Source organism: Oryzisolibacter propanilivorax (assembly GCF_900103645.1).
GTDB classification, from domain to species: Bacteria; Pseudomonadota; Gammaproteobacteria; order Burkholderiales; family Burkholderiaceae_C; genus Melaminivora; species Melaminivora propanilivorax.
In genome coordinates this window covers 224710-241228 of record NZ_FNHP01000003.1, presented here as the reverse complement: position 1 = coordinate 241228, position 16519 = coordinate 224710, and the positions used below count along the sequence as shown (strand labels likewise).

Annotated in this window: 14 protein-coding genes and 1 tRNA gene; 9 read left to right on the top strand and 6 right to left on the bottom strand. The window is 70.3% G+C overall.

Annotated features, from left to right (window positions below):
• The first annotated feature begins 92 nt into the window (after positions 1 to 92).
• Positions 93 to 1274 carry an MFS transporter gene (locus tag BLQ61_RS06655; protein ID WP_091568129.1) on the top strand — a complete coding sequence of 394 codons (1182 nt, stop codon included), beginning with the start codon at positions 93 to 95 and terminating at the stop codon, positions 1272 to 1274.
• Positions 1271 to 1606 (top strand): hypothetical protein, encoded by a 336-nt coding sequence (locus BLQ61_RS17555; RefSeq protein WP_091568613.1) that lies wholly within the window; start codon positions 1271 to 1273, stop codon positions 1604 to 1606. The genes BLQ61_RS06655 and BLQ61_RS17555 overlap by 4 nt, the downstream gene beginning before the upstream one ends.
• Before the next feature lie 99 nt (positions 1607 to 1705).
• On the opposite strand, the gene mnmH is transcribed toward BLQ61_RS17555, so the two are convergent.
• Positions 1706 to 2764, bottom strand: a complete 1059-nt coding sequence (gene mnmH / locus BLQ61_RS06645) for a tRNA 2-selenouridine(34) synthase MnmH (RefSeq protein WP_245703899.1) — start codon at positions 2762 to 2764, stop codon at positions 1706 to 1708.
• A gap of 192 nt (positions 2765 to 2956) precedes the next feature.
• Between mnmH and selD the strand changes: the two genes are divergently transcribed.
• The 4 genes from selD (at position 2957) to apbC (ending at position 7480) form a co-directional block, all read left to right on the top strand.
• Positions 2957 to 4042, top strand: coding sequence for a selenide, water dikinase SelD (gene selD, locus BLQ61_RS06640; RefSeq protein ID WP_091568124.1), 1086 nt, complete (start codon positions 2957 to 2959; stop codon positions 4040 to 4042).
• 76 nt (positions 4043 to 4118) lie between these two features.
• Entirely contained in the window at positions 4119 to 5078 is a 960-nt protein-coding gene (locus BLQ61_RS06635) for a S1C family serine protease (RefSeq protein WP_175488230.1), read from the top strand.
• 140 nt (positions 5079 to 5218) lie between these two features.
• On the top strand, positions 5219 to 6304 hold the full coding sequence (locus tag BLQ61_RS06630) for a tellurite resistance/C4-dicarboxylate transporter family protein (RefSeq protein ID WP_091568118.1): 1086 nt from the start codon (positions 5219 to 5221) through the stop codon (positions 6302 to 6304).
• Between the two features lie 84 nt (positions 6305 to 6388).
• The gene (gene apbC, locus BLQ61_RS06625) at positions 6389 to 7480 is read left to right on the top strand and encodes an iron-sulfur cluster carrier protein ApbC (protein ID WP_091568115.1); all 1092 of its coding nucleotides are present in this window, start codon (positions 6389 to 6391) and stop codon (positions 7478 to 7480) included.
• Positions 7481 to 7487: 7 nt separating this feature from the next.
• On the opposite strand, the gene BLQ61_RS06620 is transcribed toward apbC, so the two are convergent.
• The gene (locus BLQ61_RS06620) at positions 7488 to 7730 is read right to left on the bottom strand and encodes a hypothetical protein (RefSeq protein ID WP_091568113.1); all 243 of its coding nucleotides are present in this window, start codon (positions 7728 to 7730) and stop codon (positions 7488 to 7490) included.
• Between the two features lie 178 nt (positions 7731 to 7908).
• Between BLQ61_RS06620 and BLQ61_RS06615 the strand changes: the two genes are divergently transcribed.
• From BLQ61_RS06615 to BLQ61_RS06605, 3 genes are all read left to right on the top strand, one after another.
• The gene (locus tag BLQ61_RS06615; RefSeq protein ID WP_091568110.1) at positions 7909 to 10230 is read left to right on the top strand and encodes an FdhF/YdeP family oxidoreductase; all 2322 of its coding nucleotides are present in this window, start codon (positions 7909 to 7911) and stop codon (positions 10228 to 10230) included.
• Positions 10227 to 10460 carry a hypothetical protein gene (locus BLQ61_RS06610; RefSeq protein WP_091568108.1) on the top strand — a complete coding sequence of 78 codons (234 nt, stop codon included), beginning with the start codon at positions 10227 to 10229 and terminating at the stop codon, positions 10458 to 10460. Before BLQ61_RS06615 ends, BLQ61_RS06610 begins: the two co-directional genes overlap by 4 nt.
• Positions 10461 to 10586: 126 nt before the next feature.
• A complete protein-coding gene (locus BLQ61_RS06605; protein ID WP_091568105.1) occupies positions 10587 to 11636 on the top strand; it encodes an MBL fold metallo-hydrolase in 1050 nt (349 codons plus the stop codon).
• 79 nt (positions 11637 to 11715) lie between these two features.
• Here BLQ61_RS06605 and BLQ61_RS06600 read toward each other — a convergent pair.
• The 4 genes from BLQ61_RS06600 to fdhE all read right to left on the bottom strand — a co-directional run bounded on the left by BLQ61_RS06600 (position 11716) and on the right by fdhE (position 16306).
• Positions 11716 to 11810, bottom strand: a tRNA-Sec gene (locus BLQ61_RS06600).
• 18 nt (positions 11811 to 11828) lie between these two features.
• A complete protein-coding gene (gene selB, locus BLQ61_RS06595; RefSeq protein ID WP_091568102.1) occupies positions 11829 to 13802 on the bottom strand; it encodes a selenocysteine-specific translation elongation factor in 1974 nt (657 codons plus the stop codon).
• Positions 13803 to 13877: 75 nt separating this feature from the next.
• Positions 13878 to 15323, bottom strand: coding sequence for an L-seryl-tRNA(Sec) selenium transferase (gene selA / locus BLQ61_RS06590; protein WP_091568099.1), 1446 nt, complete (start codon positions 15321 to 15323; stop codon positions 13878 to 13880).
• Positions 15320 to 16306: a formate dehydrogenase accessory protein FdhE gene (fdhE, locus tag BLQ61_RS06585; RefSeq protein WP_091568611.1), complete on the bottom strand. Its 987-nt coding sequence runs from the start codon at positions 16304 to 16306 to the stop codon at positions 15320 to 15322. Before fdhE ends, selA begins: the two co-directional genes overlap by 4 nt.
• Positions 16307 to 16519: the final 213 nt, after the last annotated feature.

Sequence of the window (16519 nt, the reverse complement as noted above, 5' to 3'; positions counted from 1 at the left end):
TGCCGCCGGCCGCGGGCCGGCGCCGCCCGCACTGTAGCGGCGCGCGCGCCCGGCCGGGCCGCCGGGCACCATGGCCACGCCGTTTTTCTTCCATGAACCATCCGCCGCGCATCCGCACCGTCGTCACCCTGGGCACGGCGCAGACGCTGGCCTGGGCGTCCACCTACTACCTGCCGGCGGTGCTGGCCGCGCCCATGGCGCGCGCGCTGGGCGTGGCGCCGGCGACGGTGTTCGCGGCGTTCTCGGTGGCGCTGGTGGTGGCGGCGCTGCTGGGCCCGCACGCGGGCGCAGCCATCGACCGCCATGGCGGGCGCCCGGTGCTGATGGCCAGCAGCCTGGTCTTCGCCGCCGGCCTGGCGGGGCTGGCGCTGGCGCCCGGCGTGCCGGCGCTGTTCGCCGCCTGGATGCTGCTGGGCGTGGGCATGGGCAGCGGACTGTACGAGGCAGCGTTCGCCGCGCTGGTGCGCCTGCACGGCACGCAGTCGCGCGGCGGCATCACCGGCATCACGCTGATCGCGGGCTTTGCCAGTACCGTCGGCTGGCCGCTGTCGGCGTGGCTGGAGGCGCGCTGGGGCTGGCGCGGCGCCTGCTTGGCCTGGGCCGCGTTGCACCTGCTGCTGGGCCTGCCGCTGAACGCGGCGCTGCCGCGCGTGGCGCGCCTGGCGCCGGCGGCCGATGCCCCGGGCGCGCCCGGGGCGGCGCCAGCCGCGCCGCCGGGCCTGCGCACCACCGCGCTGCTGTCCTTCGTCTTCGCCGCCACCTGGTTCATCAGCACCGCCATGGCGGCGCACCTGCCGGCGCTGCTGCAGGCGCTGGGCATGTCGCTGGCGGGGGCGGTGGCCATCGGTGCGCTGATCGGCCCCGCCCAGGTGGGCGCGCGGCTGCTGGAGTTCGGCGTGCTGCGCCGCGTGCACCCGCTGCTGTCGGCGCGGCTGGCGGCGGCGCTGCACCCGCTGGGCGCGCTGGCGCTGGCCCTGGCGGGCGCGCCGGCGGCGGCGCTGTTCGGCGTGCTGCATGGCGCGGGCAACGGCATCCTGACCATCGCCAAGGGCACGCTGCCGCTGGTGCTGTTCGGGCCGCAGGGCTACGGCCAGCGCCAGGGCCTGCTGATGGTGCCGGCGCGCATCGCCCAGGCGCTGGCGCCCTGGCTGTTCGGGCTGGCGCTGCAGCATTGGGGGCGTGGCGCGCTGGCGCTGTCCGGCGGCGTGGGGCTGGCGGCCTTCGCCGCGCTGTGGTGGCTGCGCGCGCCGGCGCAGGGCGGGACGGGCCGTTGACGCACGAGGCGGCGCCGCTGCGCACGCCCGACGGGCGCTACTTGGTGGTGCGCGGCCGCCTGTGGCGCGCCAGCAATCCGGCCCTCGCGCCCGAGGAGCGCGCGGCGCTGGTGGCGCAGCTGATGGACGCGCGCCGCGCCCTGCGCGGCAGCGCCCCGCCAGAGACGCGCGCCGCCGCCCGCCGGCAGGTGGACGCGGCCAAGCGCGCCCTGGGCGAGCGCGGCCCGGTGTGGTGGGACGACGGCGCGCCGGACTTCAACCGCCGGCTGGTACGCAACACGCCGTACGCCGACTGGCATGCGGCCCTGGCCGCGCCGCCGGACGGTGCCTGAACGGCTTTTCCCAGCGAAAATCAAGCCAAAAGTGGCTCTGGCCCATATGGAGAATGGGCCTGTAGCTATCAAAAAAGGAGTATCGACTGCCCCAGGGGCTTACTCCAGCGCGCGCACCGTCCGTGCCAGCGCCTGCACGCCAGCCAGGGACAGATCCGGCGCGGCCACGCGCGGGCGCCCGTCCCAGTGCACAAAGTTGCGTGCCTGCGAACGGCCGTAGTGCGGGTCGTAGTGCAGCCGCATCAGCTCGTCGAACAGCTCGGGCAGCTGGCCGGCGCGCGCCCAGTCCTGCCAGCGGGCGATGACCTGGCGGCCGTGCAGCTCGGTCAGCTGGCTCAGGCGCTGGGCCAGCGCCTCGGGGTCGTCGCCCAGGTAGGCGTAGTCGCGCAGCAAAAAGGCCAGGCGCTCCTCGGGCGTGGCGTCGAGCTCGATGCAGCGCGCGGCGCGCAGGCGCTGCACCAGCACCACCGGCAGGCTGACGCGGCCGATACGCGCGCTCTCGCCCTCGACGTACACCGGTTGCTGCAGATCGAACGCCTCCAAAGCGGTGGCCAACTGGGTCTCGAAGTGCTTCTGCGAGGGCTGCGCCACGCCGGGGAGCGCGCCCAGCAGTGAGCCCTTGTGCCGCGCCAGCCCCTCCAGGTCGAGCACCTGCGCGCCCTGATCCTGCAGTGCCTGCAGCACGCGCGTCTTGGCACTGCCGGTGGCGCCGACCAGTACGCGCAGGTCCAGCTGCGGCACCAGCGCCTCGATCTGCGCGATGACGTGGCGCCGGAAGGCCTTGTAGCCGCCCGACAGCTGCTGCGCGTCCCACCCTACCAGGCGCAGCCACTGCACCATCGAGCCGCTGCGCATGCCGCCGCGCCAGCAGTACACCAGCGGGCGCCAGCCGGCTGGCTTGTCCGCCAGTGGCCCGGCCAGGTGCCGTGCCAGGTTGGCCGCCACCAGGCCGCCGCCCACGCGCCGCGCCTCGAAGGCGCTGTGCTGCACGTAGATGGTGCCGACCCGCGCGCGTTCGTCATCCTGCAGTACCGGCAGATTGATGGCGCCGGGGATATGGTCCTCGGCGAATTCGGCGGGTGACCGCGCGTCGATGATGGCGTCGAAGCCGTCGCGGTCGTCGGGGCGGATGGGGGAGTGGCGAGAGGACACGGGCAGGAGGCAGGTGACAGGCGGTGGGGCAAAAAGCGCGCCGGCGCAGGGCGGGCGCGGTGCAGCGGGGCGGTACATTCAGGCGCTGAGGCCCCGACGTGCCAGGCACGGCCGGGGCCCGGAATTGTCCTCCACCGCCCGGCCGTCCGCCCATCCGCGGCGGCGCCGCCCCCTGTCGCTTCCCGCCTTTTGCCCGCCATGACGACCCAGCCCGCCCCGTCCGTTGCCCCTGCCGCCGCCGTTTCTCCTCGCCTCACCTCGCTGTCGCACGGCGGCGGCTGCGGCTGCAAGATCGCCCCGGGTGTGTTGTCGCAGATCCTGGCGCAGTCGGGCGCTGCCGGCGTGGTGCCGCCCGACCTGCTGGTCGGCCTGGAGACGGCCGACGACGCCGCCGTCTACCGGCTGAACGACGAGCAGGCGCTGGTGGCCACAACCGACTTCTTCATGCCCATCGTGGACGACCCGTACGAGTTCGGCCGCATCGCCGCGACCAACGCGCTCTCCGACGTGTACGCCATGGGCGGCAAACCCATCATGGCCCTGGCGCTGGTGGCCATGCCGGTGGCCCAACTGCCGCTGGAGGTCATCGGCGCCATCCTGCGCGGCGGTCAGGACGTGTGCCGCTCCGCCGGCATTCCGGTGGCGGGCGGGCACACCATCGACTCGGTCGAGCCGATCTACGGCCTGGTGGCGATGGGCCTGGTGCACCCGGATCGCGTGCGCCGCAATGCCGGCGCCCGGCCGGGCGACGTGCTGATCCTAGGCAAGCCGCTGGGCGTGGGCGTGTACTCCGCGGCGCTGAAGAAAGAGCAGCTGCAGGACGCGCACTACCGCGAAATGATCGCCACCACCACGCGCCTGAACACCCCCGGCCCGCTGCTGGCCGAACTGCCCGGCGTGCACGCCATCACCGACGTGACGGGTTTTGGCTTGGCCGGCCATGCGCTGGAGATGGCGCGCGGCGCGCAGCTGGCTGCGCACATCGACTGGGCCAGCGTGCCGCTGCTGCCGGGCGTGGCGAAGATGGCGGGCGAGGGCTTGGTCACCGGCGCTAGCGCGCGCAACTGGGCCGGCTACGGCGCGCAGGTGCGCCTGGCGCCGGGCCTGCCCGCCACCGCGCAGGCGCTGGCCTGCGACCCGCAGACCTCGGGCGGCCTACTGGTGGCCTGCGCTCCCGAGGCGGCAGGCGAGGTGTTGGCGGTGTTCGCGCGCGAAGGGTTTGAGTATGCGAAGGTGGTGGGGAGACTCTACGATGGTTATCCAAGTTTATCGTTGTATGCATAGTCTTATTTAAATAAAATCTAACTATCATTTGATTGGTATATTTTTTCCTTGTAACATATATTTAATGAGGATAGAGATGAGAAAGAAAGTTATATCATTTATCCTTTTTTCCGTCTCTCTTTCTTCTTTTGCCTTCCAAGTCAACATGGATGCTTACCGAATGGGTGCTGAAATGTATCAGCGTGCTCAGGAAGAAGAAACGCGCAGAAGAGAAATGGAGTTACGAGAAAAGCAATTTGAGATGCAAAGGCGGCAGTATGAGCAACAAAGGCGTCTTGAAGAGCAACAACGGCGACAAATGCAGTTGTTAGAAATAGAGAAAAAGAAAGCTATGGAGGAAAAGGCAAGAATTACTAAAGAACTGGAAAGACTTGCTGCACAAGAGAAGGAGCAAAAAGCTATTTCATCAGGAAGTGGCTTTTTTGTATCTAAGTCGGGCCATATAATAACTAACGCACATGTAGTTCTCAATAAATCATATTTTATGATCAGAGAGAGATCTGGGAAAATTCACCAAGCAGAAGTTATAGGGGCTTCAGAAAAATATGATCTTGCATTACTTAAAATTAAAGGGATTTTCCCGTATTTAACCGTAGGTGTCCCGAAAATTGTGGAAAAGGGCCAGAGAGTTTATGCGATTGGGTATCCTGCTGCTGCGGTTCACGGCTTAGAATCAAAAATAACGGATGGGATTATAAATAGTTTATCTGGCCCAGAGAGCGGAGATCATTGGATGCAAATTTCTGCACCCGTACAGGGTGGAAATTCCGGAGGTCCGCTGGTAAATGAGGCGGGAATTGTAGTTGGAGTGATTGTTGCATCGGCGGATATTGAGAAATACGTTCGCGAGACTGGGAGTTTTCCTCAAAATGTTAATTTTGCAATTAAGGTCGAGGCGCTCAGGGATTATTTGTGGTCTGAAAATATCTCTCTGAGAGGTGATAGAAATAAAAAGTCCTCTTTAAATGATGTTGATGCTGCCGTGGTGATGGTATTGTCAAGAAAAATTCCTTTTGAAAGTGTGCAGTTGGATTAGATTTTCCGTGTAGTAGAGTAGAGGTTTTTGCTGGTGCTGTTTTTTGCTGTTTACTTTATTAAATTAGAAGCAGGCGCCCGAAATTAAATAATTGGCAATTGGATAAAATATAGCTCTTGGTAGGTTTTTCTGTAAATTGAATGACTATTCACCATAGTGGCGACCAACCCGACGACACACGGGTGCGCGGCAGCGGCGTCTGGCTGGAACAGCTCTCGCCCGCCTACTTTGGCTTGGTCATGGCCACCGGCATCGTCTCGCTCTGCGCCGACATGCAGGGCTGGCCAGTCCTGGCGCGCGCGCTGCTGGCGCTGAACGCGCTGCAGTACGGCCTGCTGTGGGTGCTGTACCTGCTGCGCGCCTGGCGCCACCCAAAGCAGTTCTTCGGCGATCTGGTGGACCACGGCCGGGGCATGGGCTACTTCACCGTGGTGGCGGGCACCGGCGTGCTGGCCAGCCAGTGCCTGGTGCTGCTGGGCAGCGTGACGCTGGGCGGCGCACTGTGGGCGCTGACTGCACTGCTATGGCTGGTGCTGACCTACACCCTCTTCACCGCCTTCACCATCCGCCGCGCCAAGCCGGCGCTGGACCGGGGCATCAGCGGCGCCTGGCTGCTGGCGGTGGTCTCCACGCAGGCGCTGGCGGTGTCCAGCGCGCTGCTGGCGGCGCGCATCGGCCAGCCGCTGCGTCTGGAGCTGAACCTGCTGGCGCTGTCGATGTGGCTGTGGGGCGGCATGCTCTACATCTGGATGATGGCGCTGATCTTCTACCGCTACCTGTTCTTCCCGTTTTCGCCGGGCGACCTGTCGCCGCCGTACTGGATCAACATGGGCGCCATGGCGATCTCCACCCTGGCCGGCTCGCTGCTGATCCAGAACGCGCCGCACGCACCGTTCCTGGTCTCGCTGCTGCCGTTCCTCAAGGGCTTCACCGTGTTCTACTGGGCCGCCGGCACCTGGTGGATTCCGATGCTGGTACTGCTCGGGCTGTGGCGGCACGTGGTGCGGCGCTTTCCGCTGGCCTACGACCCGCTGTACTGGGGCGCGGTGTTTCCGCTTGGCATGTACGCCGCCGCCACTTGGCAGATGGACCGGGCCATGGCCTTTGGCTTCCTGCATGCGCTGCCGCGGCTGTTTTTTGTGGTGGCGCTGCTCGCCTGGGGCGCGGCGTTCGCCGGCATGCTGCGCAGCGTGGTCCGGCAGCTGCGCCGCGGGCCTGGCACATAGGCCCAGCGCCGGGAGTGGCAAGCCCCCTTGGCTAGACTCGCCGCACTTCCCAACCCGTCACGCGACCCACGCATTCCCATCGACATGCCCATCACCGAACAGGCCTTGCTGGCAGCCCTCGCCAGCGTCCGCGACCCCCACACCGGCCAGGATTTCGTCAGCACCCGCGCCGTGCGCAACGTGCAAGTCGAAGGCGGCGACGTCGCCTTCGACGTCGAGCTGGGCTACCCGGCCAAGAGCCTGATCCCCCAGCTGCGCAGCGAATTCATCGCCGCCGCGCGCGCGCTGCCGGGCGTGGACAACGTCTCGGTCAACGTCACTACCCGCGTCATTGCCCACGCCGTGCAGCGCGGCATCCAGCTGCTGCCGGGCGTGAAGAACATCATCGCCGTCGCCTCGGGCAAGGGCGGCGTCGGCAAGAGCACCACCGCCGTGAACCTGGCGCTGGCCCTGAGCGCCGAGGGCGCGCGCGTCGGCCTGCTGGACGCCGACATCTACGGCCCCAGCATGCCGACCATGACGCGCACGTCAGGCAAGCCCGAGAGCCTGGACGGCAAGCTGATGGAGCCCAAGCACGCCATGGGGCTGCAGATCAACTCCATTGGCTTCCTGGTCGACGACGCCCAGGCCATGATCTGGCGCGGGCCCATGGCCAGCCAGGCGCTGGAGCAGCTCATCATGCAGACCCGCTGGGACGATCTGGACTATCTGGTGGTGGACATGCCGCCCGGCACCGGCGACATCCAGCTGACCATGGCGCAGAAGGTGCCACTGACCGGCGCGGTCATCGTCACCACGCCGCAGGACATTGCGCTGATCGATGCCAGGAAGGGCATCACCATGTTCCAGAAGGTGAGCGTGCCCATCCTGGGTCTGGTGGAGAACATGGCCGTGCACGTGTGCAGCAATTGCGGCCACGCCGAACACATCTTCGGCGCCGAGGGCGGCAAGCGCATGGCGGCCGAGCTGGGCATGGACTACTTGGGCGCTCTGCCGCTGACCCTGTCGATCCGCGAGCACGCCGACAGCGGCCAGCCGACGGTGGCGGCCGAGCCCGAGGGCGACATCGCCGCCCTGTACCGCGACATCGCGCGCAAGGTGGCGGTGAAAGTGGCGCAGCAGTCCAAGGACTTCTCCGCGAAGTTCCCGACCATCACCATCAGCAAGAAGACCTGAAGGTCAATCAGCGCGCCGGCGGCACCGTAATTGCCGGCGCCTCGGCACCCGTCGCGCTGCGGCTTTCGGGCAGGTACGGGTCTTGCGTCGGCGCCAGCAGCCGCACCAGGCCGGCAACTACCAGCGACACGGCGATGGCCACGATGATGATCCAGATGGCGCGGCGCATGTCCACCACCGCGGGTACCTTGCGCGGCTGGATGGTGGCCGGGTCGTCGGGCTTGATCGGGGTGTCAGGAATGTGGGCCATGGTCGGTGTCCTCCAAGCGGTGTGGGCGGGGCAGTCCCGCCTGTATGTGCCAACCCCGGTTGTAGGCACCGCAGGCAGCAGTTGCAGTCGGACGGCGCCGCGCCCGGCCGGCTGCCGGGGCGCATTCGGACTGCCGCCCCGGCATTGACACCACGCGCCACGCGCGCAAGATCGCGCCATGTCACGTGAAGAAGAAGCCAGGATCACCCTGTACGACGGCCCGGCCGGCGGCTGGGGCGCCTTGAACAGCGTCAAGGACGCGCTGCTGCACCACCAGATCCCGCTCAAGGGTGCGAAAACTCTGTTGCACGCCAACCAGCCGGACGGCTTCGACTGCCCCGGCTGCGCCTGGCCGGACCGCAACCACCATTCGACCTTCGAGTTCTGCGAGAACGGCGCCAAGGCCGTGGCCGCCGAGGCCACGGCGCGGCGCGCCACGCCGGAATTCTTCGCGCGCCACACGGTAGCCCAGCTGGCGGCGCGCAGCGACCATTGGCTGGAAGAGCAGGGCCGCCTGACGCACCCCATGCGCTACGACGCCGCCAGCGACCGTTATGTGCCCATCGAATGGGACGCGGCCTTCGCTCTTGTCGTCCAGCACCTGAACGCGCTGCCGGACCCGAACCAGGCGATCTTCTACACCTCGGGGCGCACCAGCAACGAGGCGGCTTTCCTGTACCAGCTGTTCGTGCGCCAGTTCGGCACCAACAATTTCCCCGACTGCTCGAACATGTGCCACGAGCCCAGCGGCACCGCCATGCGCGGGCAGATCGGTGTGGGCAAGGGCACCGTGACCCTGCAGGATTTCGAACGCGCCGACGCCATCTTCATCTTCGGGCAGAACCCCGGTACCAACCACCCGCGCATGCTGGGCGAGCTGCGCGCGGCGCACCGGCGCGGCGCGCGCATCGTCAGCTTCAACCCGCTGCGCGAGCGCGGGCTGGAGCGCTTCGCCGACCCGCAGGACAAGCGGGAGATGGCCACGCTGGGCTCCACGCCCATCAGCACGCACTACTTCCAGCCGCGCGTGGGCGGCGACCTGGCGGCGGTGACGGCCATGACCAAGCACGTGCTGGAGGCGCACGATGCGCGCGGCGGCGTGCTGGACGAGGCGTTCATCACCCAGCACACGCTGGGGCTGGACGCGCTGCGCCAGCAGCTGGCCGACACGCCCTGGGCGCTGCTGAAGGAAGAGTCGGGCCTGACCGAGGCGCAGCTGCGCGCCGCCGGCGACGTGTACCTGGGCGCCGAGCGGGTGATTGCCTGCTGGGGCATGGGCATCACCCAGCACCAGCACGCGGTGGCGACCATCGAGGCCATTCTCAACCTGCTGCTGCTGCGCGGCCACATCGGCCGCGAGGGCGCCGGGCCGTGCCCGGTGCGCGGGCACAGCAACGTGCAGGGCGACCGCACCATGGGCATCTGGGAGGCGCCGCCGCCGGCGCTGCTCGACCGGCTGCAGCAGGTCTACGGCTTCGCGCCGCCGCGCGCGCATGGCGTGGACACGGTGGGCGCCATCCGGCAGATGGCCGAGGGGCGCTGCCAGGTGTTTTTCGCGCTGGGCGGCAACTTCGCCGCCGCCACGCCGGACACGCACGAGACCTGGCACGGCCTGCGCCAGTGCGGCCTAACGGTGCATGTCACCACCAAGCTCAACCGCAGCCACCTGGTGCATGGGCGCGAGGCGCTGATCCTGCCCTGCCTGGGCCGCACCGAGGTGGACCGCCAGGCCGGCGGCCCGCAGGGCGTGACGGTGGAGGACTCGATGAGCATGGTGCACATCAGCACCGGCATGAACCCGCCGGCGTCGGCGCACCTGCTGTCCGAACCGGCCATCGTCGCGCGGCTTGCCGCAGCCACGCTGGGCGCGCGCTCGGCCGTGCCCTGGGCCTGGCTGGTCGAGGACTACGCGCGCATCCGCGACGAGATCGAAAAGGTCTTCCCGGATTTCCACGACTTCAACGCCCGCGTGGCCGTGCCGGGGGGCTTTCGGCTGCGCAACACGGCCAGCGAGCGCGTCTGGGCCACGCCGTCGGGCCGGGCGCGGTTCGCGTCGCACGCGCTGCCGCTGCCCACGGCCATCCACGCGGCGCGCGCCCGGGAAGCGGCGCAGCAGGTCTTCACGCTGCTGTCCACGCGCTCGCACGACCAGTACAACACCACCATCTACGGCCTGAACGACCGCTACCGCGGCGTGCGCGGGCAGCGCGACGTGGTGTTCATCCACCCCGAAGACCTGCGCGCGCTGGGCCTGCGCGCGGGCGAGCGGGTGGACCTCCACGCCGTCTGGCCGCAGGAGCAGGACGCCGGCCACGAACGCTGCGTGCGCGGCTTCACGTTGGTGGCCTTCGACATCGCGCGCGGCAGCCTGGCGGCCTACTACCCCGAGGTGAATCCGCTGGTGCCGCTGTGGTCGGTGGCCGAGGGCGCGGGCACGCCGACCTCCAAGTCCATCCCGGTGGTGCTGGTGCCGCACCGGCCGGACGCGCCGGCGGCATGACGCCCCCCGGCGCAACGCCGGCAGCCGAGGCGCTGGCGCGCGCGCTGCTGCAGGCGCTGGCCGCCGCCGACCCCGCCGGCGCGCCGCTGCCGCGCCTGGTCAAGCAGCTGGGGGTGAGTGCCAGCGTGCTGCTGCGCGCCGCGCATGGCGTGGCCGGGGTGCGGGTATGGCAGGACGAGGCGCAGGGGCGCTGGATGCTGGCGCTGACGGGCGGCACACCAGCCGACTGATCCGCGCTGCCGAGTTGGGGCGCCTTTGGGTGGCGAACTCCAGCCCGTCGCCCTGGCGCCAGCGCAGTCAGCCGCGGCGTTTCACAATCAGTGTCTTTGCCCGGCGGTCACGCCAGTCCTGTCCCCATGCCTTCCCACGACACCGCCTTGCGCTACCCCTTCCAGCCCCCCGAACCCCGCAGCAGCATCGAGGTCGCCCCCGGCGTGCGCTGGATCCGCCTGCCGCTGCCCTTCAAGCTCGACCACATCAACGTCTGGGCCATCGACGATGGCGACGGCTGGGTGCTGGTGGACACCGGGCTGAACAGCCCGCAGACCGTGGCCGAATGGCAGGCGTTGCTGGCCAGCGGGCCGCTGGCGCGGCCGCTGCACGGCGTGGTGGCCACGCACATGCACCCGGACCATGTCGGCCTGGCCGGCTGGTTCGCGCGCCGCGCGGGCGTGCCGCTGTGGATGAGCCGCGTCGAGTACCTGACCTGCCGCGTACTGCACGCCGACACCAGCCGCGAGGCGCCGCCCGAGGCGGTGCGCTTCTACCACCAGGCCGGCTGGCCCGCGGCGGCGCTGGAGACCTACCGCAGCCGCTTCGGCGGCTTCGGCCGTTTCATCCATGCGCTGCCCGACAGCTACCGGCGCCTGGCGGGCGGGCAGGTGCTGCGCTGGGGCGCGCATGACTGGCGCGTCATCGCCACCGCCGGGCATTCGCCCGAGCACGCCAGCCTGTACTGCGCCGACCTGGGCGTGCTGATCGCCGGCGACCAGGTGCTGCCGCGCATTTCGTCCAACGTCTCGGTGTATCCGACCGAGCCCGACGCGAACCCGCTGCAGGACTGGTTCGACGCGCTGGAGGCGATGGCGCGCGAGGTGCCGGACAGCGCGCTGGTGCTGCCGGCGCACAACGAGCCCTTCTACGGCTTGCATGCGCGCCTGGCGCAGCTGCGGGACAGCCAAACGCGCGCGCTGCAGCGGCTGCAGGAGCGGCTGGCGGAGGCGCCGCTGCGCGTGGTGGACAGTTTCGAGGCGCTGTTCGGCCGTGCCATCGGGCCGGAGGATTCCAGCCAATTCGGCCTGGCGACCGGCGAGGCGCTGGCCTGCCTGTACTACCTGCAAGTGCAGGGCCAGGTGCGCCGCCGCGTGGACCAGGCCGGCGTGGCCTGGTACGCGCCGACAGCCTGAGCACGGCGCGGTTTTGCTATAGAAAAAGTAGCTGACAGCCCTTTATCTACAAGGGCTAGAGCCGTAAAACACTGATATTTGGCGGAAAGGAGAAGGAGTCGAACCTTCCGGCCGCGCGTGGCGCAACCCACCGGGTTTGAAGCCCGGGCGCCCCACCAGGGGCGTTTCCCTTCCTCGTCGGCAAAAAAAGCGTCAGCCGCCTACCCCGGCGAACAGCGCGGTGCCGGGCCGCAGCAGGTGCGCGTCCTTCACGCGGCGCGTGAAGCCCACGCGGTTGAAAAATTCCAGCAGCTGGATGGCGCGCTTGCGGCCCAGGCCGGTGGCGTCGCGGAAGGCCGCGGCATTCAGCCCGTCGCCTTGCGCCTCGCAGCCGCGGGCGATGGCCGCCAGGCGCTCGAGTGTAGCCGTTGGGTAGTACAGATCCTTGACCACCTGGAATGCCTCGCCGCGCCGCGCCAGGCTGGCCAGGGTCTGACGCACCAGGGCTTCGGGCACGGCCAGGTCGGCGGCCAGGGTGCGCACCCAGGGCGGGTCAAAGTTGCCCGCCAGCAGCGGCGGGCGCAGGCGCTGGGCCAGCTGCTCCTCGGCGGCGCTCAGGCGCGCGGCGTGGCCGGGCAGGTGCAGCCAGTGCCCGGTGCGTGCGATGGCGCCGCTGTCCAGCAGGTGCTGCACCAAGTGCTGCCACAGCACGTCGCCGGCGCGCGGCGCGGCCAGGCGCTTCAGGCGCCGTGCGTCGGGGCCGATCTCGTCGGGGCTGGCGGTGTGGAAAGCCTGCAGCGCGCCCAGCGCCAGGGTGGCCAGGCCCTGCAGCGCGGCGGGCGCCAGCGCCAGGGCGCCGCCGTCCAGCAGGATGGCGTCGGGCGGCAAGGGCAGATGCGCCGGGCCGTCCAGGCCCTCGGCGCGCGCCGCCTGCACGCAGTCCAGGCCCATGGGGGCATGCTGCAGCAGCTGCGCCAGGCGCCCGGCGCGATGCGGCAGCGCCTGGGCCGCCAGCTGTGCCAGGCGCTCGGGCGTCTTCCTCCAGCGCTGCGGCGCGAACGGGTCGAGCACGCGCACGCCGGCAGTGGTGCGCGTGGCCGAGGCGTCGCGCAGCACGCCGCGGTCGCCGTGCCAGGCGGAGATCGGCGCGTGCAGCACCAGCTGCGCCAGGGCGCTGGCGCCGGGCTCCAGCAGGTCGCGGTCGAGCAGCACGATGGAGCCGACCACGTCGGCCGTGCCCAGGTGCACGTGCACGGGCGTGCCCGAGCGCAGCGCGCGCTCCTCGTCCGGCCACAGGCTGCACTGCACGTCGATACGGGTGGTGGCCAGCGCCAGCGCCGGCGCGCAGGCCCAGTCGCCGCGCTGCACCTCGTCCCGGGCCACGCCGGCCAGGGCCAGGGCGCAGCGCTGGCCGGCGTGCCCGGCCTGCGCCGGCTGGCCCTGGGCATGGATGCCGCGCACGCGCACGCGCCGCGCCGCGCCGCCGCTGCCGGGGGCGAGTGCCAGCTCGTCGCCGACCCGCACCCGGCCGCTGGCGATGGTGCCGGTGACGACGGTGCCGACGCCAGCCAGGGTGAAGGCGCGGTCGATGGGCAGGCGCAGGGCCTGGCCGGCGCTGCTGTCGGCAGCGTCCAGGCCTGCGTGGGCAACAGCGCTGGCATCGGGGCTGCCGTCCTGCATCCGCGCTGCCGCCAGCAGGTGCGCGCGCAGGGCATCGATGCCGTCGCCGCTGGCGGCGGATACGTCGAACAGCGGCGCGCCGGCCAGCGGCGTGGGCGCCAGCAGCGCGCGCACCTCGGCATGCACCTGGGCCAGGCGCGCGGCGCGGGCGGCGGGCTCCAGCCGGTCGATCTTGGTGATGGCCACGCTGGCCTGCGCCACGCCCAGCAGCGCCAGCACCGCCAGGTGCTCGCGCGTCTGCGGCATGACGCCGTCGTCGGCGGCGACGACCAGCAGCGCGTGGCGCACGCCGGTGCTGCCGGCCAGCATGGTGTGCAGCAGGCGCTCGTGCCCGGGCACGTCGACGAAGCCGACCGAGGCGCCGTCCGCGTGCAGGTAGGCGTAGCCCAGCTCGATGGAGATGCCGCGGCGCTTTTCCTCGGGCAGGCGGTCGGTCTCGACGCCGGTAAGGGCGCGCACCAGCGTGGTCTTGCCGTGGTCGATGTGGCCGGCGGTGCCGATGATCATGGTGCCGTCAATGCTTTCGTTTTGATAGCTGGAGGTCTATATGGAATATGGGCTGGAGGCCGTTTTTCTTGAAATTCAGGCCTGTGCCAGCGCCTCGGTCAGCCGCGGGAGCTGGGCTTCGAACCCAGCCACCTCGTGCTCCTGCAGGCAGCGCAGGTCGAGCCACAGTGCACCGGCCTCGATGCGGCCGATGACCGGGCGGGGCAGGGCGCGCAGGGCCGCTTCCAGCCGGCCCAGAGCGCGGCCGGCGCCCTTGGGCGAGACAGGCTGCAGCGCCAGCGCCCAGCTGGGCAGCGTGCCGCCCGGCAGTGCGCCGCTGCCGATCTGGCTGAAGCAGGGCGCGGCGCGCACACCCCAGCCGATGCCCACCGCGGCCTGCAGCGGCGCCTGCAGCCGCGCCGCCAGCGCCTGCATCTCGGGCTGCGCGCGGGTCAGCAGGCGCAGCGTGGTCAGGCGCTCGGGCAGATGCTCGGGCGCCAGGTACAGGCGCAGCACGGGCTCCAGCGCCGCCAGGGTCAGCTTGCCGACGCGCAGCGCGCGCTTGAGCGGGTTTTTCTTGATCCGGGCGATCAGGTCCTTGCGGCCAACGATCAGGCCGGCCTGCGGGCCGCCGAGCAGCTTGTCGCCGCTGAACGTCACCAGGTCGGCGCCGGCGGTGACCACGTCGCGCACCGTGGGCTCGTGCGGCAGGCCCCACTGGCCCAGGTCGACCAGCGTGCCGGACCCTAAGTCCACCACCAGCGGCAGGCCGGCGGCGTGGGCCACCTGTGCCACTTCGGCCTCGGGCACGCTCTTGGTGAAGCCGGTGACGGCGTAGTTGCTGCAGTGCACCTTCATCAGCAGGGCGGTGCGCGCGCCGATGGCGCCTTGGTAGTCGTGCGCGTGCGTGCGGTTGGTGGTGCCGACCTCGACCAGCTTGGCGCCGGCGCGCGTCATCACGTCCGGGATGCGGAACGATCCGCCGATCTCCACCAGCTCGCCGCGCGAGACGATGACCTCGCGGCGCGCGGCCAGGGCGTTCAGCGTCAGCAGCACGGCGGCGGCGTTGTTGTTCACCACCGTGGCGGCTTCGGCGCCGGTCAGCTCGCACAGCAGGCCCTCGACCAGATCGTCGCGGTCGCCGCGCCCGCCGCTGGCCAGGTCGTATTCCAGGTTCGCCGGCTGGGTCAGCGCGCGCAGCACCGACTGCACGGCGGCATCGGGCAGCAGCGCGCGGCCCAGGTTGGTGTGCAGCACCGTGCCGGTCAGGTTGAACACGCCCACCAGGCGCGGCGCCAGGCGTGCGGCCAACTGCGTGCGCGCGCGCTCGGCCACGGCTTCGGGCGCCAGCGCCTCGCGCGGCAGTTCGCCGGCCAGTGCCGCCGGGCGCAGCGTGTCGATCGCCGCGCGCACGGCGGCGGTGGTGGCGCTGGCGCCGTGCTCGGCCGCCAGGGCGCGGGCTGCATCGGTGGACAGCACCCGGTCCACGCCGGGCAGGCGCGCGGCGGGCGGGCGGGGCGCGGCGGCCGGCGCAGCCGTCATGCCGGCACGCCGGGGTCGGCGTCGGCCATCGGCAGCAGCGGGTTCAGGCTGGCGCGGGCGAAGTCGGTTTCGCCCATCAGCAGGTCCAGCAGCAGCGTGGCCAGGTCGTCGGCCAGGGGTTCGGCCAGCGGGTCCTTTTCCTGGTTCACCAGTTTGCGGTAGGTGTGGCAGGTGTCGCAGGTCTCGGCCAGCACCACCTGGTCGGCCTGCGCGCCGCTGGTGGGCGCCGCCTGCGCCTGCGCCGCGGGTTGCTGCTGCTCCATGCCCTGGTAGTGGATGCCACGCGTCGACTCACAGTGGCTGCACTTGACGCGCACCATGTGCCACTCGGTGGCGCAGGTGCCGCAGTGCAGGTAGCGCAGTCCGGCCGACTGGCCGCCGATGCGCAGCACGCTGGCCACCGGCGCCGTGCCGCACACCGGGCAGACGGTGGCCGGGTCGGTGTAGGGGATGTCGGAAGCTTTCAGCCGGCTGGCCCGGTCCGCGAAGACCACCTGCAGCGCGGCCATCACCAGCGGCGCGGCGGCCAGGTCCTCGGGCTCGGACAGCAGGCCGACCAGCACGCGCCGCGCCAGGGTGTCACGCTCGTCCTGCGGCAACGCGCGCAGCCGGGCGATGACTGGCGCCAGCGCCTCGGGCAGGCCGGGCGCGGCCTGCGCGGCGTCCAGCAGCTGGTCCAGCACGCCGTGCCAGGCCGGATCGACGTGGCCGGCGGCGGGCAGCAGCGGCATGGAGTGCTGCTGCGCCTGGGCCATGGCGGCGGCGTCGGGCGCGGCGGTCTGCACACTGGCCGCGGCCTTGTGCTGCGCGCGCGCCAGGTTCGACAGGAACTGCAGGTATTCGCCGATGGGGTTGTCCACGGCTTTCTGCGCCAGGCGCGCGGCGCGGTCGGCGAACAGGCTGGCCGGTTGCGGCAGGCGCACGCGCGTCGGGCTGGTGCGGTCCAGGGCCTCGATGTCGCCGGGTTGAAGGATGCGTTGCATGGTGATGGACAACTCCAGAAATGAAACCGCCGCCGGTCGGCTGTAGCAGCCGGCGGCGGCGAGGATAAGGGCTGGACCCTATGCCGGGCTTACGCCCCGGTATTGCGGCAACTGGGCGCCGCCCCCAATTCAGGGCGCTGGCCGGGCCAGCAGACGCCGTGGATCAGGCTCTGCCTGTCCACTGGCGTCGCCCCCTCGAGGGGGAGGCGCCGC

What these genes read in the sequence shown, in the direction of transcription:
- BLQ61_RS06655 (WP_091568129.1), top strand. Translation starts at nt 93, where the DNA reads ATGAACCATCCGCCGCGCATCCGCACCGTCGTCACCCTGGGCACGGCG.
- selD (WP_091568124.1), top strand. Translation starts at nt 2,957, where the DNA reads ATGACGACCCAGCCCGCCCCGTCCGTTGCCCCTGCCGCCGCCGTTTCT.
- BLQ61_RS06635 (WP_175488230.1), top strand. Translation starts at nt 4,119, where the DNA reads ATGAGAAAGAAAGTTATATCATTTATCCTTTTTTCCGTCTCTCTTTCT.
- BLQ61_RS06630 (WP_091568118.1), top strand. Translation starts at nt 5,219, where the DNA reads ATGACTATTCACCATAGTGGCGACCAACCCGACGACACACGGGTGCGC.
- apbC (WP_091568115.1), top strand. Translation starts at nt 6,389, where the DNA reads ATGCCCATCACCGAACAGGCCTTGCTGGCAGCCCTCGCCAGCGTCCGC.
- BLQ61_RS06620 (WP_091568113.1), bottom strand. Translation starts at nt 7,730, where the DNA reads ATGGCCCACATTCCTGACACCCCGATCAAGCCCGACGACCCGGCCACC.
- BLQ61_RS06615 (WP_091568110.1), top strand. Translation starts at nt 7,909, where the DNA reads ATGTCACGTGAAGAAGAAGCCAGGATCACCCTGTACGACGGCCCGGCC.
- BLQ61_RS06610 (WP_091568108.1), top strand. Translation starts at nt 10,227, where the DNA reads ATGACGCCCCCCGGCGCAACGCCGGCAGCCGAGGCGCTGGCGCGCGCG.
- BLQ61_RS06605 (WP_091568105.1), top strand. Translation starts at nt 10,587, where the DNA reads ATGCCTTCCCACGACACCGCCTTGCGCTACCCCTTCCAGCCCCCCGAA.
- selB (WP_091568102.1), bottom strand. Translation starts at nt 13,802, where the DNA reads ATGATCATCGGCACCGCCGGCCACATCGACCACGGCAAGACCACGCTG.
- selA (WP_091568099.1), bottom strand. Translation starts at nt 15,323, where the DNA reads ATGACGGCTGCGCCGGCCGCCGCGCCCCGCCCGCCCGCCGCGCGCCTG.
- fdhE (WP_091568611.1), bottom strand. Translation starts at nt 16,306, where the DNA reads ATGCAACGCATCCTTCAACCCGGCGACATCGAGGCCCTGGACCGCACC.